The sequence below is a fragment of the Thermostichus sp. OS-CIW-33 genome, from assembly GCF_054059615.1.
Genome location: NZ_JBSSCH010000004.1, coordinates 59,490 through 80,059 on the forward strand (window position 1 = coordinate 59,490; position 20,570 = coordinate 80,059).

Below are 20,570 nucleotides of genomic sequence, written 5' to 3' on the forward strand. Positions count from 1 at the left end.
CATAGGATGACCGTAGAATGGCAGAGACAGCGTGAATTCATAGCTGTTTTTTTCGGCTTGCCCTCCCCGTTGCCCGAGCGTCTACTGGGTGTTCCTAGCCTATGGTTGAAAGGGGGACTGCTGGGCCAGACCAGGCTGGCAGCGTTTATGATGCGCTGACGCGGGCCGATCTGTGGAATCCCCAAGTCATGTACCGTGGGCGCCCGGTGCAAACTCGGGGGCGGGCTGTGCTGCGCACCATGTTCGAGAGCGTCAGCGATGGGTTGTTTGTCCTTGAGTGTCTGCCCCCGGAGCCAGAAAGAGGCTCACCTCAACCGCGCTGTCGGTTTTTGGTGGGTAACCCGGCCTTTCGCAGGATGTTTTTTCTCTCCTCTCGACCTATCGAGGGAGAAGAGCTCCAGAGTTGTCTACCGCCTTCTCTGGCTGCGCAGATTCAACTGCACACCGAACACTGCCTCAGCCATGGCCGGCAAGTGAGCTTTGAGCTGAGCCTAACGGCCTCTGCCGCTCCCGACCCAGAGTCGACCCATGTTCTAATCGTTACCCTTTCTCCAGTAGTTGAGGAGAACAAGCCAATCAGCCGAATTGTCGGCTCCTGTCAGGACATCACAGCACGCAAGCAAGTGGAGTGGCAGCTACAGCGCAGCCAAAAGCAACTGTTGGAGCACAACCGGGCTCTGATGGAGCTCACCCGGCACAAAGCCCTCAGCCAAGGAGACTTACAAGCTGCTCTGCAACAGATTTGTACTACAGCCGCCCATACCCTGGGGGTGGCACGGGTGGGGGTCTGGCTCTACACGTCGGAGCGCTCCAGCATTCGCTGCATCAATCAATTCGAGATCACCCCAGACAACCCCGAGGGATCCCATACTCAAGGGGCGGAGATCTGGGCCAAAGACTATCCCCGTTATTTTCAAGCCCTGGAGCAAGAGCGCACCATTGCTGCCGACCAAGTGGTGGCGGATCCCCGCACCGCCGAGTTCGGCAATTCCTACCTGACAGCAATGGGAGTGGTCTCGATGCTGGATGCCCCCATTCGACTGGAAGGACGGATGGTGGGTGTTCTCTGCCACGAGCACATTGGCTCCCCTCGCCACTGGACCTTAGAAGAGCAAAACTTCGCCGGATCCCTGGCGGATTTGGTGTCTCTGGCCCTCGAGATCTCGGAGCGTCGGCAAGTGGAAGAGGAGCTGCGTCAGGCTGAGGAGCGCTATCGCAATTTTTTCGAGAATGCGGTAGAGGGCATTTTTTTCACCGATGCGGCAGGTCGGTATCTCTCCGCCAACCCGATGCTGGCCCAAATCTGCGGCTACAGCTCCCCTGAAGAATTGATGCGCGAGGCGAGAGAGGTGGGCAAGCGGCAGTTCTATGTGGATCCCAGCCAGTGGGAAGAATTTGTGCGGCTATTGCAGGAACAGGGATCCGTACGCGGCTTTGAGTACCGGCTGCGGCGGCGGGATGGCTCGATCATCTGGGTCCGAGAAAAGGCCCGTTTGGTTAAAGATAAAGCCGGAAACATCCTCGGCTATGAAGGCATCTGCGAAGACATCACCGCCCAAAAGCAGAGCTTAGCCTACATGGAGTTTCGCGCTCATCATGATGCCCTGACAGGTTTGGTGAACCGCGAAGGCTTTCGAGAGCGGCTGCAGCAGGCCCTGCAGCAATACTACAGTGAATCACTGGCCCTCTTCTTTGTGGATTTGGATCACTTCAAAGACATCAACGATACCTTCGGCCACGGTGTCGGCGATGCCCTGTTGCAGGGGGTAGCTGAACGGTTAACCAAGTGCGTTCGACCTGGAGATATCGTCGCCCGCTGGGGAGGGGATGAGTTCACCCTGCTGCTGCCCCGAATTGGCAGCCCCACAGTGGCAGCGCGTCTGGCTCAGCGGATTGTCGATGTCTTCCAAACTCCCTTCTCCTGCGAGGGCCATTCCCTTTCCGTGACCTGCAGCATCGGCGTCGCCCTCTACCCCCAAGACGGCGTAGAAGTGTCCACCCTTTTGCACCATGCCGACTTGGCCCTCTACCAGGTCAAAGAAAAGGGTCGCAGCGGCTTTCAGCTCTACCGGCCAGTTTCAGGGATCCCGGCAGCAGTCCGCAACACTATCCTGTAAGCTGGTTGGGTCAGAGGCCCTTCTGGTTTGTGATTTGTGCATCCGGGTCGTAGCTATCGCCGTCTCATTCCCTTCATTCGGCCCCATCTGTGGATGTTGTTGCTGGGGCTAACCTGTACCCTTGGCTTTGTGCTAACCATGCCCGCCCTCGCCTACTTGATCGAGTGGGTGGCCCGCTCCATCGGTGCCGGGGATCTGGGGCAACTGCGGATGCTGGCCTTGATTGGGGTGGTGTTTTTCTTGGTGCGCGGCGCTTTCCAATATGGCCAAGACACCCTGATGGCGAGGGCCTCCTTGCAAATGGTTTTGGAATTGCGCCAACAGATCTATGCCCACCTGCAGGCACTGGATGTGGACTATTTTTCCGGCAGCCGCACCGGCGATCTGGTCTATCGCCTCACGGGGGATCTGGATCGGGTGGGAGAGGTGGTGCAGCGGTTTTTCCATCGCTTCATCCCCAGCGTGCTCACCATCTTGGCGGTGGTGGCCTACCTGTTCTATCTCAACGGCATTCTCACCTTGACCACCTTGCTGATAGCCCCCCTGATGGGAGCCTTGATCAGTTGGTTTGGGGATCGCCTTTTGTTTCGCTCCCGCCTCAACCAAGAGAAGATGTCGGATTTGGCCGCCCTCTTGACAGAGGTGTTTGCCGGCATCAGCCTCACTCGCGCCTTTGCGGCTGAGGACTACGAAATTCGCCGCTTCAGTGCCATTGCCGAAAGCAACCGCCTGGCCCGGTTTCAGACCGAACAGATGAGAGCCATCCAAGACCCGGTGGTGGGCTTCCTGTACGCCATGAGCGTGTTGGGGGTGTTTTGGGTGGGCGGCTGGCAAATTAGCCAGGGCAACCTGACCGGCAGCCAGTTTCTCGGCTTTATCGCCGGTGTTGCGATGTTGATCGACCCTATTGTTCACATCACCAACAACTACAGCGAGCTGAAACAGGGTGAGGCTTCGGTGGAGCGGATCTTCGAGCTGCTGAACACCCGCTCCCAGATCCGGGAGCTGCCCGGTGCCCGCCCCATGCCTCCCATTCAGGGTTGGGTGGAGTTCGACCAAGTTTCCTTTGCCTACAAACCGGATCAGCCGGTGCTCAAACAGATCAGCTTTCAGGTGTCTCCCGGCGAGATTGTGGCCCTGGTGGGATCCTCCGGCGCCGGCAAATCCACCCTGGTGAGCCTGATTCCCCGCTTTTACGATCCCCAGCAGGGCTGCATCCGCATCGACGGCATCGACATCCGCACCGTCACCCTCAAGAGCCTGCGCCGGCAGATCGGCATTGTGCCGCAGGAGATCACCCTGTTTTCGGGAACCATTGCCAGCAACATCGCCTACGGACAAGAGCATTTTGACCTGGAAGCGGTGCGCCAGGCGGCCCAGGTGGCCAACATTGACACCTTTATCGAGAGCTTGCCCGATGGCTACGCCACCCGCGTGGGAGAACGGGGGGTCACCCTCTCCGGTGGACAACGGCAACGGCTGGCCATTGCCCGCGCCGTGTTGCTCAACCCCAAGATCTTGATCCTGGACGAGGCTACCTCTGCTTTGGACAACGAGTCAGAAGCGTTGGTGCAGGAAGCGCTGCAACGGCTGATGCAACGCTGCACCGTTTTTGTGATTGCCCACCGCCTCTCGACAGTGCGCACCGCCCACCGCATTTTCGTCTTGGAGCAGGGGCAATTGCTGGAGCAGGGAAATCACCGAGAATTGCTGGGCAAAGGGGGTCGCTACGCCCAGTTTCACCTGCGCCAGTAATCCCTTGGCCTCTAGATCCCCCACGCCTGCCGGAAGGGCCGGTAAAACTCCGGATCCGCAGGCGCTCCCCCCGGGATCCCGCAGATGGCCGCCGCAAATTGCACAGCCCGTTGCACCAGAATCGCCTCCGGCCATCCCCGCAACAGCCCCAGGATGGCTACGGCGCTAAACGCATCTCCCGCCCCCACCGTATCCACCATCTGAGGCGCAGGAACCGGGTCGGCCCGATAGACCTGAGCAGGGGTGATCAGCAGCGCGCCTGCCGCTCCCAAGGTCAGAAATAGACCTTTCAGGTTCAGATGAGCCTGGAGGATCTGTCCTTGCTCCAGCACGTCTCCGGCAGGGATCCCTTCCAGTTGGGCCACTTGCTCCAGCTCTGCCTGGTTCAGCTTCAGCCAAGTGCAGGTGCGCAGCATCTCCTGGATGGCGTCTGGATGCCACCAGGGATCCCGCAGGTTGAGATCCAGAAACACCGGACAGCCCAAAGCGGGGATCCCCTCTTGAAAGTGGCGATGGGCTGCCTCCCGGCGGGCTGCCAAGCTGCCCCGGTAGAGCAGGCTGGGCTGGAGAGCTTGCAGAGCCCCGATATCCAACTGGATGTAGTCGTAGGCTTGGTCGGGCAAGATGGCGAAGGTGGGGATCCCTTGCTCATCCAGGGTTACTTGAACCTTGCCGGTGGGGTGAACAGAATCCTGCTGCAGACCCTCCAGGCGCAGCCCCTGCCGTCGCAAGGCCCCCAGCAGCTCTCTGGCGGCCTCGTCTTGGCCAACACGACTGAGCAAGAGGGGATCGGATCCCAGCCCCTTGAGGTTCCAAGCCACATTCAAAGCCGCCCCACCCAGCACAACCTCGGTGGGGAAGCAGTCGAAAAGCACCTCCCCCAAGATGAGCGGCAAACCCAGGGGCACATGAGAGGGATCCATCTTGAGCACTCAGGAAGCAGCCGTTGACGTCCGCGGTGCGGAGCCCAATCCCTGGAGCTCCAGGATCTGCTGATAGGTGTTGCTGCGGAACCAACGCTCGATTTCTCTGGCCCGCAGCACCGGCAGCGGATGGGTGCGCCCCACCGTTTGCATCTGCTTCAGCTCCATCTGCCACAGATCCCCGTCCAGCTCGTCGTAAGTACGGGCCTGCTCCAAAAAGGCGTCCACGTTCAGCTTGGAGGCCAATTGCGGGGATCCCCCACACAATTTCATCAACACCGAGATCACCGTCTTGGCATCTTGGGCTACCAACAGCGCCGCCCGGTCACAGGTAAACTCGGCACACCGCAGCCAGTGCATCAGTTGATCCTGCAACGCCTGATAAAACAACCCCCCGAAGGGGAGCAAGCTGGTGGAGAGCATGAGAATGTTGGCCATCGTCAAGTAGACCCCGTGATTGCACTTCAAGTGGCCCAACTCATGAGCGATCACGGCCTGAATTTCCGGCGGCTCCAACAGATCCAGCAGAGAGCTGTGCAAGACAATGAAGGGCTTTTTCCCCTGCATGGCAAAGGTGTAAGCATTGGGCGTGGGGTTCTGCCGCACGTAGAGCTGGGGCACCTCCAGATCCAAGATGCGACAGGCCTGCACCAAAAGCTGATGAATTTCCGGCAACTGATGCTCGTTAATTTGGATACTAGAAGCAATGTTGTCCAGATAAAATATCTGTCCTGCCGTTGAGCCAAGCCAATTTTGAATCAGCAGGCCCAGCCCCGGCACTTGCTGCAGAGAGCGGGTGGCTTGCAGATCCACGGGATGACGAAATTGGTCGGCCCGCAGGCCCAACAGAATGCGAGGTTCTCGTTGAATGGACGACATAGACAATAGACAACAGAGGGAGAAAGGACTTCGGTTACAACTCGTAGGGCACAAACTGGCGGTGGCGATTCAACAAAAATAGCCGCTCCGGCGGCGGATCCGGCAGGGCCGGCTTGTTGGTAAAGTCAAACGGGTTTTCTCCAGAGGGGATCTCCCAATAGACCACATGATCTTGAATGCGAGTGCCATCGGTAACAAAGCGCCCAGTATCGGCGGCAGCACGCTCAGCGCGGCGATAGAGTCGCCCTTGCCAGGTCAAGTGCGGGGGCAGCCCCAATCCCAAAAACAGTTGCTGCCGACTGGATTCCTGGTTGAACACCGTTTGCAGGCGATCCGCCCAGATCCTTGCCAGATCTGCCGGTTGGGGAGCAGCATGAGCCTCTGCATCGGCTGGAGTTACCTCCAACAGCAGTTGCTGGTTCAAAAGAATCCGAGCGGCTTGAGCTGGGGGATCCCCGCTGCCGGTCGTCGAGGGATTGGGACTGGGGATATCCAGACTGACCTGCACCTGAGGGCTGCTGGCCTGTAGCAAAATCTCTTCCAACCGTTGCTTCAGCAGACGGAGGCGAGCGGGGGCATCGGGGGTGCGCAGGGTCAAAACCAGCTCACTCCCCACCCGAAACTCGCTTTCTGCCCAGGTTGCCTCACTCCGCCAACTCCCCATCAGCCCACCCACGAGCAGGATCCCTGCCCACCTCGCCATCCTTGCCGGCCCCCTTACCGGGGGTGAAGCGCTCCTCTGTGGCCTTGACAAGTTCACTAACCTCGCCTCTCCCCTGCAGGACTCCTTGATCTTAGCCGCTACCCTAGATACATCTGTTCTCTTGACCCTATGCCGTTGGCAAGCTCGGCTTCTTTGTCATTGTTCTAAGGTCATCATGCGGATCCCGACTTCCACCTATCGCATTCAGTTTCATGCTGGGTTTGACTTCGACGCAGCACGACAGATTGTTCCCTACCTGAAGTTGCTGGGCATCAGTGACTTGTATGCCTCTCCCATCTTCCAAGCCCGCAAAGGCAGCACCCACGGCTACGACGTGGTGGATCCCAGGCAGATTAACCAGGAACTGGGGGGAAGCGAAAAGTTTGAGCTCTTGTGGGAAGCCCTCAATCAGCAGGGAATAGGCTGGATCCAGGACATTGTGCCCAATCACATGGCCTACGATGGCCAGAACCAGATGCTCATGGATGTTCTGGAGAGCGGCCCCAACTCAGATTTTATTGACTACTTTGATGTGAATTGGAATCACTCTTACCTGGGGATCAAGGGCAGAATCTTAGCTCCCTTCTTGGGAGATTTCTACGACAAATGTTTGGAGTCGGGTCAAATCCAGCTTCGTTATGATGCCGATGGCCTAAGTATTAACTACTACAACTTGAGGTTCCCCCTCAATATTGACACCTATGCGGATGTTTTTACCTACAACCTGAGCAAGCTGCGGCGAAAATTGGGACGCAGCCATCCCGACTACGTCAAGTTGCTCGGGATCCTCTTCAGCCTGAAATTTATCCCTAGCAAGGAAGATCTCCTGGAGCGCACCGATCAAATTAGCTTTGCCAAGCATTCTTTGTGGGAACTCTACACGTCTAGCCAACCTATCCAGAGCTTTTTTGACGAGAACATTGCCATTTTTAACGGCAAGCCAGGGGATCCGTCGAGCTTTGACCTGCTGGATAGTCTTCTGGCGCGGCAACATTTCCGCCTTTCCTTCTGGAAGGTGGGTGCTGAGGAGATCAATTATCGTCGTTTCTTTACCATTAACGAGCTGATCTCGCTGCGGGTAGAAGATCGCGAAGTGTTTCGCAAAACCCATCAGCTTATCTTTAAGCTTGCAGAACAGGGACGATTTAATGGTTTGCGCATCGATCATATCGATGGCTTGTTCAATCCCGAAGAGTATCTCCATCGCCTGCGGGAACGCTGCCCAAATCTTTACATCGTGGTAGAGAAAATACTAGAGGCCAATGAAAGTCTGCCCCAAAGCTGGCCGGTTCAAGGCACAACGGGTTACGATTTTTTGGCTAAGCTCAACGGCATCTTTTGTCAAGAAGAAAATGCGGAGGCTTTTGACTCTCTCTATCAAAACTTCACAAATCTGCGATATGCCCCAGAGCAGGTTATCGAAGATAAAAAACGCTTGATCATCGAGCGCAACCTGTCAGGGGATATGGATAATCTTGCTTTTTTGCTCAAGCAGATCACCAGCCATCATCGCTATGCCAATGACTTTACCCTCTACAGCTTACGTCGAGCTTTGGTAGAAGTTTTGGTGTGCTTTCCGGTCTACCGCGTCTATATCCACGAAGGGATCCTCAGTCCAGAAGGTCAACAGGTGGTTCGTCAAGCTGTGGAGAAGGCCAAGGAGAACCTGCCCGTTTTGGTGAATGAGCTGAATTTTATTCAGCGCTTTCTCTGCCTGGAGTCTCTGGACAATTTATCAGACCAGGAGAAAAATGAGCAGATCCATTTTGCCATGCGCTTGCAGCAGTTGGCCGGCCCTCTCATGGCCAAAGGGGTAGAAGATACTGCTTTTTATGTGTACAACCGCCTTTTATCTCTCAATGAAGTCGGCGGGGATCCCTGTCGCTTTGGCCTTTCGGTGCAAGAGTTTCACCGCTTTAATCAAGAGCGGGCAGCTCGGTGGCCTCTGTCCATGAATGCTTCTGCCACCCACGACACCAAGCGTGGCGAAGATGTGCGGGCCCGGCTGAATGTGCTTTCTGAAATCCCCGCCGAGTGGGAAAAGCACATCAACCTTTGGCATGAACTGAACCTCGGCTACAAAGTCCGCAGCAAACAAGCCAAGCGCTCAGAACTGCCGGATCGCAATGACGAGTATTTGCTCTACCAGACATTGCTCGGCTCTTATCCCTTCCAACCGGAAGAGGTGCCCCAGTTCGTACAGCGGGTCAAAGACTATGCCATCAAAGCAGTGCGGGAAGCTAAGGTCCACACCGCTTGGCTTCGCCCCGATACCGAATACGAAGAAGCCACTACCGCTTTTATCGAACGGATCCTTCAAGGCCCTAACCCCTTTTTGGAGTCCTTTTTGCCTTTCCAACGGAAAGTTGCCCACTTTGGCATTTTTAATTCCCTCTCGCAGACGCTGATCAAACTGACCAGCCCTGGGATCCCGGATATTTACCAAGGCACGGAACTGTGGGATTTGAGCATGGTGGATCCCGACAATCGTCGGCCTGTGGATTTTTCCCGTCGCCTCGCCTATTTGGAAGAAATTCAGCGGCGGGTTAAACAGGATCCTCTCCAACTCATCGCGGATTTGCTCCTGCACCGCAGCGACGGACGCATTAAGCTGTTTCTGATTTACCACGTGCTCAAGGCCCGCCAGGAACAGCCCCAATTGTTTCTCGAGGGCAGCTACATTCCTCTGCAAATCAGCGGATCCCATGCTGACCATGTTGTGGCTTTTGCCCGTCAGCACAGTAAGCAGGTATTGCTCACGGCGGTGCCGCGTTTCCTGACAAAGTTGATCGACGAAACCCAAGATCCTCTGGGAGAATCCGTTTGGGCAGATACCGAAATTCATCTGCCGCGCTGGAAGCGGCTGGACTGGGTGAATGGGCTAACCCAGGAAAGGGTCCCTGCCGGCGAAACCTTGCCGGTGGGCGTTGTCTTGAAATCCTTCCCGGTGGCCCTGCTGTGGGGACAATCCCGCTAGCGGCCTAGGCGGGAGCTAGGGCCTGAAAGTTGACGATGCGGGCAAACTCTTGGGGGTCTAGGCTGGCCCCTCCCACCAACACGCCGTCGATCTCAGGCTGGGCCATCAGCTCATCGATGTTGCCGGCCTTCACCGAGCCGCCATACAAAATGGGCAGTTGGGCATTGCCCAGGTGTTGCCGGATCAAGCCGATGACCCGGTTGGCCTCTTGAGCTGCACAAGTCTGGCCGGTGCCGATGGCCCAAATTGGCTCATAGGCAATCACCAAGTTCTCCAGATCGATCCCCGGCAAGGCGCGATCCAACTGCCCCACAATCCAAGACTCGGTCAAGCCTTGCTCCCGCTGCTGCTGGCTTTCTCCCACACAGAGGATGGGGGTAAGGCCGTGCCGCTGGGCGGCTGCCAGACGCCGATTGACGGTTTCGTCCGTCTCGCCGAAGTACTGCCGCCGTTCGCTGTGGCCGACGATGACATAGCGCACCCCCAATTCCGCCAGCATGGGGCCGGAAATTTCCCCGGTAAAGGCCCCCTGATCCTCCCAATGCAGGTTTTGTGCTCCCACGGCTATGTCGGATCCGCGGCTTTGCTCTGCCACCACCGCCAGGTCTGTAAAGGGCACACATAGGATGATCTGCCGCTGGGATGCTGACCCTGACGGCGATGACCGTAAAGCCAGGCCCAACTCTCGCAGAAACTCGCGAGCCTCAGCCTGAGTCTTGTGCATTTTCCAGTTGCCGGCGATGAGGATGGGGCGCAAGATGAGATCCTCCCTTAAAGACAACAGAAGGAAGGGATCCCGCAAGCAGAAAGCCCAATAAAACAGCAGGGATCCCAGCTTTGTTTTTTCGTATGACACAGTTTACCAGCAAGCGATCCCGAAAATACGGCGACGGGATCCCCTCTCCAAGCGCTGGTTAACCCTTCAACCAGCATGCAGACGGGACAGGCCAAGACCCAACAGGGAAGGCAGCTTCCTACAGCCCAACGATCTGGGTGTTTTCAAAAGTAGCCAGGATTTCATCCAGATCCTTGTTTTGCACCGAGTAGGTAGCAGTGGCATCGTTGCCAAACTGAATCTCGTCCCCGTCCTCCAGATCCCGAAATTCCACCCGTTGCCCACGCACGTAAAGGCCGTTGGTGCTGGGGGTGCCCTGAATGTCTCCGTCGATGATTTGGTAAGTGAACCCATCGGGAGAAGAGGGGGATTCTGTTTTGACCAAAATGGCGTGGTAGCGAGAGGCGTACTGGGAGTCGATGCGAATGCTGTTGCGTGGATCCCGGCCTAAGGAGTAGAGCTCAGCCGTCAACCAGTAGGCTTTTGGCCCATGACGATCCTTGACGATGAGCACGTGATTGAGGGCCGGTCGGCGAGGGGGCGTGGTCATGAAAGGCACCCGCTTGCACAACACTGAGGGCAAGATAGCCAAAACATAACATAGGATCCCCCTGGTGGATCCCTGTGTCCACCGGATAAGTCTCTTCAGGTCGGCATCCCAGGCTGGTGCGGGATCCCCCTGAGCAACAAGAAAGGGTCTGAGTAGATTTTTGTAACAATTCCTCTCATAATAGGATCGACGATGCAGATGGATCCCTGACCATGAATGGCTCGCAACCGGATCCCGGTGCTCAACCCCGTTCTCCCCAGACACCGAAGCTCATTGAGTTGCCGGAAGATGAAACCGATGCGCAGCTCAGCGATCCCCTGCGGATGCAGCGTTACGAATGTCGTTCTTGTGGCTATGTTTACGAACCGGCTAAGGGGGATCAGCTCAATCGGATCCCGGCGGGCGTGCCGTTTGAGGAATTGCCAGCCGATTGGAAATGTCCGGTGTGCCGAGCCGACAAGCGCTTGTTCCAAGCAGTGGGTGCCAAAGGCAAGCCTTCGGGTTTTCAAGAGAACCTGCGCTATGGCCTGGGGGTGAATGTGATGACCCCTGCCCAAAAGAACCTGCTGATCTTTTTGGGATTGGCGCTGGGATTTTTATTTTTGATGAGTTTTTATTTCGTCGAGTGAGGGTCAAGATGTTCAAACCCCTGAGGCTGGTGCTGCTGGTTGCTGTCTCGGTGCTGCTGATGGCGGCGGGGATGCCCAACATGCGGGTGGTCCCCTGGCAGCAGGTGGAAGTGCCCACCCAGAACATTCTGCTGGACATTGCCTTCACCGGCACCACCCCTTCCCATGGCTGGTTGGTGGGAGACAAGGCGACGCTGCTGGAATCCCGCGATGGGGGTCTGCACTGGCAGGTGCGGGAGCTGCCGGGTCTGGAGCCGGAAGCCTACCTGGCCTCCATTAGCTTTGCTGGGGCAGAAGGCTGGGTGGCCGGGCAGCCGAAGATCCTCCTCCACACCCTAAACGAGGGATCCGACTGGACTTCCATCCGCCTCAACAACCAACTGCCAGGGGAGCCGCTCTTGATCCAGGCTCTGGGCCCTGGCGCCGCCGAAATGGTGACCAATGTGGGGGCCATCTACCGCACCGAAGATGGCGGTCAGACCTGGCATGCCCAAGTGGATGAGCCGATTGGGGCCATCAAAAACATTGCCCGCGGCCCTGAAGGCGAATATATGGCGGTGTCGTCGCGGGGCAGCTTCTACTTTCTGTACACTCCTGAAAGTCGCACCTGGAAGCCCTACCCGCGGGAAAGCTCCCGCCGCATTCAAAACATGGGCTTTGGCCCCCACGGCAGCGCTTGGAAATTGAACCAAGGGGCGGAGATCGCCTTTACCGATGACTTCACCTCCGGCCAGTGGTCGTCGCCGCTGCGTCCGGGGCGGGCCCTCAGCTTTGGCTACCTCAATGCCGCCTATCAAAACGACCACGACCTGTGGGTGGTGGGGGGTGGCGCTACCCTGATCCACAGCCCTGACGGTGGCAAAACCTGGGAGCAGGCCAAGAAACTCAGCAACATCCCCGCCAACTTCTACAGTATTGAGTTTTTTGGCCCCGAGCAAGGGTTTATTCTGGGGCAGCGGGGCACCCTCTTGCGCTATGTCAGCTCCAACAACTCCTGAAGGTCTCAGGGATCCCTAATCGGCACACGGGTGGATATACGCGCCAAGGATCCAGCTTCACGCCCGCGGCTGCTGGTTGCTGCCAGTGGCACTGGTGGCCACATTTTTCCGGCTTTGGCTATTGCCGAGCAGTTGCCCGACTGGCAGATCGAATGGCTGGGGGTGCCGGATCGGATGGAAGGGAAGCTGGTGCGGGAGCGGTATCCCTTGCACCGGGTCGTCATGTCGGGCTGGCAGGGATCCCCTCTCCGCAAGCTGCAGGCCTTGGCCCAACTGGCCCGTGCGACCCTACAAGTGCGCCAACTCCTCAAGTTGGGACGGTTTGACGTTGTTCTGACCACCGGCGGGTACATTGCCGCTCCGGCCATTTTGGCCGCCCGCTCGCTGGGGGTACCGGTGTTGCTGCACGAGTCCAATCGGATCCCGGGCAAAGTGACCCGTTGGCTGGGGAGATTTTGTCAGGTGGTGGCGCTGGGCATGGCGGAGACGGCAGAGCATTTGCCAGGGGTGGCCGCCCAAGTGGTGGGCACGCCAGTGCGGGCCGAGTTCTACACGCCCCAGCCTTTCCCTGCCGACCTCCCCATTCCCGACGGGGATCCCCTCATTGTGGTCATGGGGGGCAGCCAAGGGGCGCGGGGCCTCAACCGCATGGTGGCCACCTGTGCCCCAGCTTGGTTGGAGGCGGGGGCCTGGATTGTGCATTTGACCGGCGACAGCGAAGCTCAAGATCCGGAAGCCAGGATCCCCAGCCATCCCCGCTACCGGCCCTTTCCTTTCCGTCGAGATGTAGCTGCCTTGTTGCAGCGGGCCAACTTTGCCATTAGCCGCGCCGGAGCCATGAGCCTGGCGGAGTTGCTGACCACCGCCACCCCAGCCATTTTGATCCCCTATCCCTTTGCCGCTGAGGATCATCAGTATCAGAATGCTCTGGCCTTTGTGGGGCGCGGTGGGGGGGTGGTCATGCGAGAATCCGAAGAGAATCTGGACTTGCTGCGGCAAACGGTGTTGACCTGGTTGGCTCAGCCGCAGGTGGTTGCCCAAATGGCCGCCCACTTGCAAGCCACAGCTCCCCCCAATGCCAGCAAGGCCATCGCCCGTCTGTTGCAGGAAATCCGCCAAAGTTCTGCCCGTTAAGCTGTGGTCCAGCAGAGAGTGGATGGTCTTTCCCACTGCCCGCCTGCGCCCGCTCAAGCAGCGGAGCCCCCTGCCCTGCTGGCGGAACTCCCGCCCGCCGACAGGATGGAATCGCTGTTGATGCGGCTAGAACAGTGCTTTGGGATCCCTCAGCAGGCTCCCAATGGCCTTTCCCCTCACCCCGATCTCCTGGACGAGTTGGTGGGCACGATCCTTTCCCAGAACACCACTGACACCAACAGCAGCCGTGCCTTCCGCGCCCTCAAAGCCGCCTTTCCCTCTTGGGAAGCGGTCTTGGCTGCCGACCCGGCAGATCTGGCCCAGGTGATTCGCCCCGGCGGCTTAGCCCACCTCAAGGCAGTCCGAATTCAGGAGATCCTGGCTGCCATTCAAGAACGACAGGGATCCCTGAGTCTGGACTTTCTAAGAGAGCTAGACGATGCTGGCGCCCTCGATTTTTTGCTCTCCCTGAAAGGGGTGGGGCTGAAGACCGCCACCTGTGTGTTGTTGTTCGGCCTGGGTCGGGATCTCTGCCCGGTGGATACCCATGTGCATCGAGTGGCCAACCGTCTGGGCTTGGTGCGGGCCAAACATCCCGACGACACTTTTGCTCAGCTTTCCCCTCAGATCCCCAGAGGCAAAGCCTATTCCCTGCACGTCAACTTTGTCCGGCTGGGCAAGCGCATTTGCAAGGCCCGTATGCCCGAATGTGGCCGCTGCCCGCTGCGTCCCACCTGCCCCTCTGGGCGGCAGCGTTGATCCCGACAGCAGGGCTCTATTCTGCGGGCGCAGTAGAAGCATCGGGGATCCCCTCTTGTCCGTTCCTGCCGGCGTCTCTCTCTGCTGGGGGAACTTCCAACTCCAGGGCTTGCCGCACCGATTGAATCTCTTGGGAGAGCAGCACCCGCTCTCGATCCAACAGGCCGACGATCTGCTCCGGGTCTTCCCGCGAAACCACCGGCAATTGGCGCAAATCGTATTCGTACATCGGCTCGGCTGCCACTGCCACCGCCTCATCGGGGAAGGTGGTGAGAACTGGGGATTGGCTGACCTCCTGCACGGTCAGCTCCGCCAACTCCGCCGCCTCCTTATGGGCCAAGGCCCGCTCCAGATCTTCCAGGGTGAGAATGCCCCGCAGCCGCTCCTGTCCGTCCACCACCAACGCGCTATGGCACTTTTGCTGCAGCAAACTCTCCAGAGCTTCTCGCAGCGGTGTGTCTTGCCGAAGCAAAAGAGATGGGGGCACCATCACCTCTTGCACCGTCAGCTCTCTAGGCTCCTGCCCAAGGACTCCGTCAAGCGTTGCGTGGCGAGAACGACGGGCGGAAGGGTAGATGGCCGGCGAATGCAACTGCTCCGTCAGCCAGATGCTCAAACCCACTGCCGCCATCACCGGCAGCGCAATGTGATAGTCCCGCGTCATCTCAAACAGCAGCAAGATGGCCGTTAGCGGAGCCCGCACACTGGCCGCCAACACAGCCGCCATGCCCACCATGGCGTAGGCAGCGGGGGGAGACAAGGCAATCAGGGGCAAAGCTTGGGATAGCACCTGACCGTAGCCTGCCCCCAGCACTGCCCCCATGAACAAAGCCGGGGCGAAGGTTCCCCCCACAAAGCCGCTGCCCAAGCTCAAAGCGCTCAGCAACAGCTTGCCAAGCAAGAGCAAGCCCAGATGGCCAAGAGAAAAGGGAACGGCCTGCAGAATCGACTCAATGGTTTCATAGCCCACCCCCAACGCCAATGGGATCCCCAAACCTGCGCAGCCCAGGATCCCGCCCCCCAAAATGGGCTTGCTCCAAGCCGGCCAGGCCGCCAGGGGGCCACTGTTGAACAGGTGCTTGCCCCACTCCAGGGTGTAGCTGAAGGCCATAGAAACCAGGCTGGCCAAAAAGCCCAAGCCGAGATACAGAGGTACCTCCAGCAAGCTGTGGATCTCGTAGTCCGGCAGGACGAAGGCCGGCTGGGTGATGGTGGGCAAAAGAAAAGCGGGTTGTGCCCCCAACCCCACCTGGGCGATCAAGGCGGAGACCACCGCCGCCAACACCACCACACTGACAGCAGAAGTGGTGAAGGTGCGGGCCAAAGCCAGCTCCAGCGCCAAAAACACCCCGGCAATGGGCGCGTTAAACCCTGCCGCCAGGCCAGCCGCTGCTCCGGCAGCCATCAACAGTTGCACCCGCTCCCGCGAGAGGCGTAGGTTTTGCCCCAGCAGGGATCCCAGCAAAGCGCCACTTTCCACACTGGGGGCCTCAGGGCCAAGGGAAGCTCCCGCGCCCAACGAGATGGCAGCCGCCAAGAGCTTGAGCGGGATCCACCAGGGCTGAAGTGCCAAAGGACGAGCAGGACTCACCAAGCCGGAGAGGCTCAAGTTGGGAAAGGGCACAACTGCCCCCAAAGCGCCGATCAGCAGGCCCCCCAGCACCGGCGCCAGAGCCAGTGTCCAGGATCCCAGCAGCCACAGGCCATAGTGTTCTGCAGCCCTGCCGAGGCCATCGACGAGGGTGTCCTGCAGCAGATAGCGCCACCAGCCAATCAAGTAGCGAAATCCAACCACCAACAGCCCCGTGGCCAACCCCACTGCCGCCGCCAGCAGCAGCAGAAGGTTCTCGGAGGAGAGGCGCAGGCGGAGAGCGGGGGCGCTGTTCATGATCGGCTCAGGGGCTTTGGGAAGGCAGGGTCAAGATCTCTACACCGGTTTCGGTAACGGCGACCGTATGTTCAAATTGCGCCGAGAGCTTGCCATCCAAAGTGACCGCCGTCCACCCGTCGGAGAGCACCTTCACCTCCCAGGTGCCCTCGTTGATCATCGGCTCGATGGTGAACACCATGCCGGGGCGGAGTTTCTCCCCTTTTCCCCGTTCGCCGTAGTGGGGGATCTGGGGGGCCGTGTGGAATTGCCGTCCCACCCCATGCCCGACAAAATCGCGCACCACGCTGTAGCCCTGGGCCTCGGCATATTCTTGGATGGCAGCGCCAATGTCGCCGACTCTCCCCCCCGGCTTGACGGCAGCAATGCCCCGCCGCAGACATTCTTCGGTCACCTCCACCAAGCGCCGCGCCCGCTCAGAAGGCTGTCCGACAAAGAAGGTTTTGGACGTATCGCCGTGGTAGCCATCCAAAACCGGGGTGACATCGATGTTGATGATGTCGCCTTCTCGCAGGATCTGCTTGGGGCTGGGAATGCCGTGGCAAACCACGTGGTTGACGCTGGTGCAGATGGACTTGGGAAAGCCATGGTAGCCCAAAGGGGCGCTTCTGGCCCCATGCGCCCGCGTCCATCGCTCGGCCTCGTCGTTGAGCTCTTGAGTGGTGACCCCTGGCCGCACCATCGGCTCCAAGTGCTTGAGCAGATCTGCCGCCAGGCGACAAGCCCGCCGCATTTTCTCCAGTTCCCGCGAAGAGAGCAACACAATGGGCTGAGGGGCTTGCGTGAGCTGGTTCATACCCGTCTGCAAAGCGGATCCCAACTGCTCCCCCCATCGCTGGGAGCGACGGCTGAGGTCTGTCAACAACGCTCGCATGTCTTCCATCATGAGACCTTATCTGTGAAAAGCTCTGTGAAAACGGATGGATCTCTGCACCTGCAGACTGTCCAGGATTGGGTTCTCAGGTTGGGATTCTGAATCGCCTTGCGCCCATTCACAGACCCCTGCCGGCCATTTTCTGCCGCCGACGAATCCGCTGCACCAACCACAGCCCCAGAAAATAGCTGACGAGGGATCCCCAAAAACCGACAAACGCACAGCCGACAAACAGCGTGCCCGACATCTCCAAGCCCCACTGCATCCAGTTTTGCCAGGTGGCCGCCACCAGCTCTGTGGTGGGAAGGACAGTTCGGGATCCCAGTAGCCATTCTCCCACCTGGTAGTTGAATGCATAGATGGGCACATAGGTGAAGGGGTTACTCACCCAGGTCCCTGCCGCCGCCGCCAGCTTGTTGCCCCGAAACGGAACAGCCAACACCAGAGCGGCCAACGTTTGAAAGCCGAAGATGGGGAAACAGCCGGCAAAAACCCCCACCGCCAAGCCACGGGCAATTTCTTTTGGCGACGATTGCAGCCGCAACAGGCGCAGATAAAGATAGCGCAGACAACGCTTCCAGGAAGGATCCCGGCGGGCTAGGGTCGGCCCTGGTTGAGATCCAGAGTAGGATCTGGAATAAAGCTTAAGGGATCCCGGCGAAGGCCAGGAGAAAGAGGGCAGCCTCAACCAAAAGAGGGGGCTCATGGCGGTCAGGGGGGGCAACTGAGAGAAGGTGTTAAGTCCTGTAAATCCAGTGTATCTTTCCTGCCGTCGGCGACAAAGGGCTATCGGCAAATCTGGGCCGGCAGCACCTGGGTGATGCTGAGGGATCAGTTTGCTCAGTTTACAAAGTAAGCAGTTAGCTGAGCTTGTCCACCAAGGCCAGCACGAAGTTAAGACCCAAGTAGGAAACCAGCACCACCAAGAATAGGAACAGGGCAATGTTCAGCCCGGATCGCAGGGCAGAGGGCAGGGATCCCGATTTCATTTTGGGATCAGGCTTTTCGGGGGGAGTTGTCATCTGGAGTTCTGGGGAAGACTGTGAATCTAGGATCCCATCTTGGCTGTGCAGGTGTACCCATCGGCTTACTTTCCGAAGATTGAAGGCCTCTTCTCTGAACACGGAGCAAGCCCAGTTCCTGGCCCCCGGCCAATGGGAGCGACTTGGATCGAGAATACCTGGCTGAGGAGATCGCATCTCAGAGAAGACAACGGCACCGGGAACCATCTGAATCGCTCACCTGTTGAAGATGATGAGTTTTTCCCAGATGGACAATGGGAGTGGATCCGCTGTCTGCAAACTGAGTTATCCTGCCGCCAGAATTGCCTCCAACAAGGGATCTGCCCCAAAGCGCACCACATCTGTACAGGGCCGTCCGGTCTCAGCCTCCACCCGGCGGATCTGCTCCAGGGCCGCTTCTTCCTCCCAGCCGAAGGTATTGAGGGCAATCCCCACCACGGGCGCGGGGGCAAAAGCCCCGGCAGCTGCCGCCACCTGTTCATACAGCTCAATCACCTTGGGTAAGGGCGGGATGGGCACGTAGTCTATCCCCTTGATGTGGGTCTGGCCGGCGCGGTGTACCAGGATAAGGTGGGTGGGCTGGGATCCACGCAACAGGGGCAAGGTGGCCGTAGAGGCGGGGTTGAGCAGGGATCCCTGGCCTTCCAGATGCAGAATGTCGTGGTCAGAGCCATAGCGCATGATCAGTTGCTCCACCGCCCCACTGGCATAGTCCACTCGCACCGCATCCAAAGGGATCCCCTCGCCGCCGATCAGGATCCCGGTTTGCCCGGTGGCCAAAAAGCGGGAGCGCAGGCCCCGACTCAGGCTGGCCCGGTGCAGCTCTAGGCTGGTGGACATTTTGCCCACGCTCATGTCGGTGCCCACCGTCAACACCCGTTTACAGGGCAGGGTGCGGGCCAGGGCTTTCCCCACCGACAGGTTGGGGGGCTCGCGGCGAATATCCCAGATCCAGGCCCCCGGCTGCAACCACTGCCGAAACTGGGGATCCTCGGCCAAAGGCGTGTGCAGCCCATTCACCAGAGACAGGCCAGCTCGCAGGGCCAGGCCCAACTCCTCCCGCCAGGCTGGCGGCAACTGCCCCCCTGAAGGGGCGATCCCAATCACCAGAACTTCAGGCCGGTGGGCCAGCGCCTCCTCCACCGAGGCCACGATGGGAATGTCTTTGGCAATTCCGGTCAGATGGGCCAGGGATCCCCCCGCCTGCTCCCGGTCGATCACCGCCACCACCGGGAAGGAGCCGTAGCGCAGCAGCCCCAGCCCCGTTTTCCCATGCTCCCCCAGCAATCCCCCGTGGAGCAGGATGGCCACGCGACTTTCGCTGGACAGGGATCCTGGCTTTCCCATCATTCCTCCCTCAGCTCTACCCCCAAACCCGGTCGGTCGGTGGGGAGCAGGCAGCCGTCCTGCAGGATGGCCCCGGCAAAGGGATCGTCGATGAGGTTGAGGTGGCTATCCAAGTCCAGGTAATCCACCAGGGGAGCCAAGTGGGCCGCCGCCGTATTCCCCAGAGCTGTGTTGCTGTAGCAGCCCAACATCACCTGTAGGCCGTGGGCTTTGGCGGTGTGGATCATGCGCCAGGCTTCGCTGAGGCCTCCGCACTTCATCAGCTTAATGTTGATCCCGTGGACGCGATCCACCAGAGGGGGGATATCGCGGCTGTCCATACAGCTCTCATCCACAAAAATGGGCAGCTTCGACTCGTGCCAGAGGGTGATCAGCTTTGCTTCCTGCCCCCTCTCCAAAGGCTGCTCCAGGTAGCTCACCCCTTGCCCCGCCAGCCAGTTGCTCATGCTCAGGGTTTGTTCCACCGTCCAAGCGCCGTTGGCATCTACCGTAATCAGGGATCCCAGCGGGATCACCTCTTGTACAGCAATCAGCATGTTCTGATCCGCCATCAGCCCCGAGCCGCTGCCCAGCTTGATCTTAAAGGCCCGCGCTTGGGTCTGTTCCATCCAGGCCAAGGCGCGCTGGCGGGCCGCCTGCGGGGTGGAGATGCCGATCGTCATCGTCGTGGGCGGAATGCGGGAGCGATCCAGCCCCCACAACTGCCACAGGGGCCTCCCCAGCCGTTTGCCCATCCAATCGTGCAGGGCCATATCCACCGCTGCCCGCGCTGCCGAAGGGATCCCGGCCCGCAGCAGTTCTGCCTCGATTGGCTGTCGCTCCCAGGGGGAATGGCGGCGCAGGATCCCTTTGGCCACGTCCAAGCCCATCAGGATGTCGTCCAGAGACTGGTGGTAGTCGTCGCTCACCGAAAAAGGGCAAGCCTCTCCCCACCCTTCAACTCCCTCCTCCTCAATTCGCACCCAAGCCAAGGTTGTATCGCTGTGGGTACCTCGGCTGATGGTCAAGGCGTAGCGCTTGTGAACGGTGAAAGGTTCGACGTAGAGCCGCATGGGCATCTCCAGAAGAGGAAGCTTGGAGGGGCAATTGGGCCTGGGCCGCCCCTTTGAGCTTAGCTTGGTTCCCAGCCCAGCCTGCCCCCGTCCCCAAGCCCAGAAAACAAGTTATCCCTTGCCCCGTC

At 59.1% G+C, this 20,570-nt stretch carries 18 protein-coding genes; 7 read left to right on the plus strand and 11 right to left on the minus strand.

The genetic code is table 11. The features are described 5' to 3' along the window. Positions 1-101: 101 nt before the first annotated feature. A complete protein-coding gene (locus ACVWZG_RS03970; protein WP_457406393.1) occupies positions 102-2,117 on the plus strand; it encodes a diguanylate cyclase domain-containing protein in 2,016 nt (671 codons plus the stop codon). A gap of 36 nt (positions 2,118-2,153) precedes the next feature. Continuing rightward, a complete protein-coding gene (locus tag ACVWZG_RS03975) occupies positions 2,154-3,872 on the plus strand; it encodes an ABC transporter ATP-binding protein (RefSeq protein ID WP_457406391.1) in 1,719 nt (572 codons plus the stop codon). Between the two features lie 11 nt (positions 3,873-3,883). Here ACVWZG_RS03975 and ACVWZG_RS03980 read toward each other — a convergent pair whose 3' ends face one another. Genes ACVWZG_RS03980 through ACVWZG_RS03990 form a run of 3 tightly spaced genes read right to left on the minus strand, consistent with a single transcriptional unit; the run spans position 3,884 to position 6,377 of the window. Then, on the minus strand, positions 3,884-4,795 hold the full coding sequence (locus tag ACVWZG_RS03980; RefSeq protein WP_457406388.1) for a PfkB family carbohydrate kinase: 912 nt from the start codon (positions 4,793-4,795) through the stop codon (positions 3,884-3,886). Between the two features lie 9 nt (positions 4,796-4,804). After that, positions 4,805-5,674, minus strand: a complete 870-nt coding sequence (locus tag ACVWZG_RS03985) for a M48 family metallopeptidase (protein WP_011433741.1) — start codon at positions 5,672-5,674, stop codon at positions 4,805-4,807. Between the two features lie 34 nt (positions 5,675-5,708). After that, complete coding sequence (locus ACVWZG_RS03990) at positions 5,709-6,377, minus strand: hypothetical protein (protein ID WP_457406386.1); 669 nt, start codon at positions 6,375-6,377, stop codon at positions 5,709-5,711. A gap of 175 nt (positions 6,378-6,552) precedes the next feature. Here ACVWZG_RS03990 and treY point away from each other — a divergent pair, with 175 nt between their 5' ends. Continuing rightward, positions 6,553-9,354 carry a malto-oligosyltrehalose synthase gene (gene treY / locus ACVWZG_RS03995; RefSeq protein ID WP_457406384.1) on the plus strand — a complete coding sequence of 934 codons (2,802 nt, stop codon included), beginning with the start codon at positions 6,553-6,555 and terminating at the stop codon, positions 9,352-9,354. 4 nt (positions 9,355-9,358) lie between these two features. Here the strand turns inward: treY and tpiA are convergent, their stop codons facing one another. Together tpiA and ACVWZG_RS04005 are read right to left on the minus strand one after the other, a co-directional pair. Next, entirely contained in the window at positions 9,359-10,111 is a 753-nt protein-coding gene (gene tpiA, locus ACVWZG_RS04000; protein WP_457406450.1) for a triose-phosphate isomerase, read from the minus strand. Positions 10,112-10,328: 217 nt separating this feature from the next. Further along, a complete protein-coding gene (locus ACVWZG_RS04005; protein ID WP_414389244.1) occupies positions 10,329-10,739 on the minus strand; it encodes an FHA domain-containing protein in 411 nt (136 codons plus the stop codon). A 323-nt stretch (positions 10,740-11,062) separates the two neighbouring features. On the opposite strand from ACVWZG_RS04005, the gene ACVWZG_RS04010 reads away from it, so the two are divergent. From ACVWZG_RS04010 to ACVWZG_RS04025, 4 genes are read left to right on the plus strand one after another with little or no spacing between them, the layout of a single operon-like run. Beyond that, positions 11,063-11,368 carry a rubredoxin gene (locus ACVWZG_RS04010; RefSeq protein ID WP_457384587.1) on the plus strand — a complete coding sequence of 102 codons (306 nt, stop codon included), beginning with the start codon at positions 11,063-11,065 and terminating at the stop codon, positions 11,366-11,368. 8 nt (positions 11,369-11,376) lie between these two features. Beyond that, positions 11,377-12,366 (plus strand): photosynthesis system II assembly factor Ycf48, encoded by a 990-nt coding sequence (locus ACVWZG_RS04015; protein WP_457406381.1) that lies wholly within the window; start codon positions 11,377-11,379, stop codon positions 12,364-12,366. Positions 12,367-12,396: 30 nt separating this feature from the next. Then, the gene (murG, locus tag ACVWZG_RS04020; RefSeq protein WP_457406380.1) at positions 12,397-13,500 is read left to right on the plus strand and encodes an undecaprenyldiphospho-muramoylpentapeptide beta-N-acetylglucosaminyltransferase; all 1,104 of its coding nucleotides are present in this window, start codon (positions 12,397-12,399) and stop codon (positions 13,498-13,500) included. A gap of 18 nt (positions 13,501-13,518) precedes the next feature. Beyond that, a complete protein-coding gene (locus ACVWZG_RS04025; RefSeq protein WP_457415237.1) occupies positions 13,519-14,259 on the plus strand; it encodes an endonuclease III domain-containing protein in 741 nt (246 codons plus the stop codon). Between the two features lie 16 nt (positions 14,260-14,275). Here the strand turns inward: ACVWZG_RS04025 and ACVWZG_RS04030 are convergent, their stop codons facing one another. The 6 genes from ACVWZG_RS04030 to ACVWZG_RS04055 all read right to left on the minus strand — a co-directional run bounded on the left by ACVWZG_RS04030 (position 14,276) and on the right by ACVWZG_RS04055 (position 20,442). Then, positions 14,276-16,147 carry a chloride channel protein gene (locus ACVWZG_RS04030; RefSeq protein ID WP_457406376.1) on the minus strand — a complete coding sequence of 624 codons (1,872 nt, stop codon included), beginning with the start codon at positions 16,145-16,147 and terminating at the stop codon, positions 14,276-14,278. Between the two features lie 7 nt (positions 16,148-16,154). Further along, on the minus strand, positions 16,155-16,943 hold the full coding sequence (gene map, locus ACVWZG_RS04035; protein ID WP_011433730.1) for a type I methionyl aminopeptidase: 789 nt from the start codon (positions 16,941-16,943) through the stop codon (positions 16,155-16,157). A gap of 196 nt (positions 16,944-17,139) precedes the next feature. Continuing rightward, on the minus strand, positions 17,140-17,727 hold the full coding sequence (locus ACVWZG_RS04040; protein WP_457406374.1) for a DUF2062 domain-containing protein: 588 nt from the start codon (positions 17,725-17,727) through the stop codon (positions 17,140-17,142). A 154-nt stretch (positions 17,728-17,881) separates the two neighbouring features. After that, positions 17,882-18,043: a hypothetical protein gene (locus ACVWZG_RS04045; RefSeq protein WP_457406372.1), complete on the minus strand. Its 162-nt coding sequence runs from the start codon at positions 18,041-18,043 to the stop codon at positions 17,882-17,884. Between the two features lie 285 nt (positions 18,044-18,328). Then, positions 18,329-19,390: a DUF1611 domain-containing protein gene (locus ACVWZG_RS04050; RefSeq protein WP_457406449.1), complete on the minus strand. Its 1,062-nt coding sequence runs from the start codon at positions 19,388-19,390 to the stop codon at positions 18,329-18,331. Next, a complete protein-coding gene (locus ACVWZG_RS04055) occupies positions 19,390-20,442 on the minus strand; it encodes a dipeptide epimerase (RefSeq protein ID WP_414342327.1) in 1,053 nt (350 codons plus the stop codon). The genes ACVWZG_RS04050 and ACVWZG_RS04055 overlap by 1 nt, the downstream gene beginning before the upstream one ends. Between the last annotated feature and the right edge of the window lie 128 nt (positions 20,443-20,570).

What these genes read in the sequence shown, in the direction of transcription:
- ACVWZG_RS04050 (WP_457406449.1), bottom strand. Translation starts at nt 19,390, where the DNA reads ATGGGAAAGCCAGGATCCCTGTCCAGCGAAAGTCGCGTGGCCATCCTG.
- ACVWZG_RS04030 (WP_457406376.1), bottom strand. Translation starts at nt 16,147, where the DNA reads ATGAACAGCGCCCCCGCTCTCCGCCTGCGCCTCTCCTCCGAGAACCTT.
- ACVWZG_RS04055 (WP_414342327.1), bottom strand. Translation starts at nt 20,442, where the DNA reads ATGCGGCTCTACGTCGAACCTTTCACCGTTCACAAGCGCTACGCCTTG.
- ACVWZG_RS04045 (WP_457406372.1), bottom strand. Translation starts at nt 18,043, where the DNA reads ATGACAACTCCCCCCGAAAAGCCTGATCCCAAAATGAAATCGGGATCC.
- ACVWZG_RS03980 (WP_457406388.1), bottom strand. Translation starts at nt 4,795, where the DNA reads ATGGATCCCTCTCATGTGCCCCTGGGTTTGCCGCTCATCTTGGGGGAG.
- ACVWZG_RS04040 (WP_457406374.1), bottom strand. Translation starts at nt 17,727, where the DNA reads ATGAGCCCCCTCTTTTGGTTGAGGCTGCCCTCTTTCTCCTGGCCTTCG.
- ACVWZG_RS04005 (WP_414389244.1), bottom strand. Translation starts at nt 10,739, where the DNA reads ATGACCACGCCCCCTCGCCGACCGGCCCTCAATCACGTGCTCATCGTC.
- treY (WP_457406384.1), top strand. Translation starts at nt 6,553, where the DNA reads ATGCGGATCCCGACTTCCACCTATCGCATTCAGTTTCATGCTGGGTTT.
- ACVWZG_RS03990 (WP_457406386.1), bottom strand. Translation starts at nt 6,377, where the DNA reads ATGGCGAGGTGGGCAGGGATCCTGCTCGTGGGTGGGCTGATGGGGAGT.
- map (WP_011433730.1), bottom strand. Translation starts at nt 16,943, where the DNA reads ATGAACCAGCTCACGCAAGCCCCTCAGCCCATTGTGTTGCTCTCTTCG.
- ACVWZG_RS04010 (WP_457384587.1), top strand. Translation starts at nt 11,063, where the DNA reads ATGCAGCGTTACGAATGTCGTTCTTGTGGCTATGTTTACGAACCGGCT.
- ACVWZG_RS03970 (WP_457406393.1), top strand. Translation starts at nt 102, where the DNA reads ATGGTTGAAAGGGGGACTGCTGGGCCAGACCAGGCTGGCAGCGTTTAT.
- ACVWZG_RS04015 (WP_457406381.1), top strand. Translation starts at nt 11,377, where the DNA reads ATGTTCAAACCCCTGAGGCTGGTGCTGCTGGTTGCTGTCTCGGTGCTG.
- ACVWZG_RS03985 (WP_011433741.1), bottom strand. Translation starts at nt 5,674, where the DNA reads ATGTCGTCCATTCAACGAGAACCTCGCATTCTGTTGGGCCTGCGGGCC.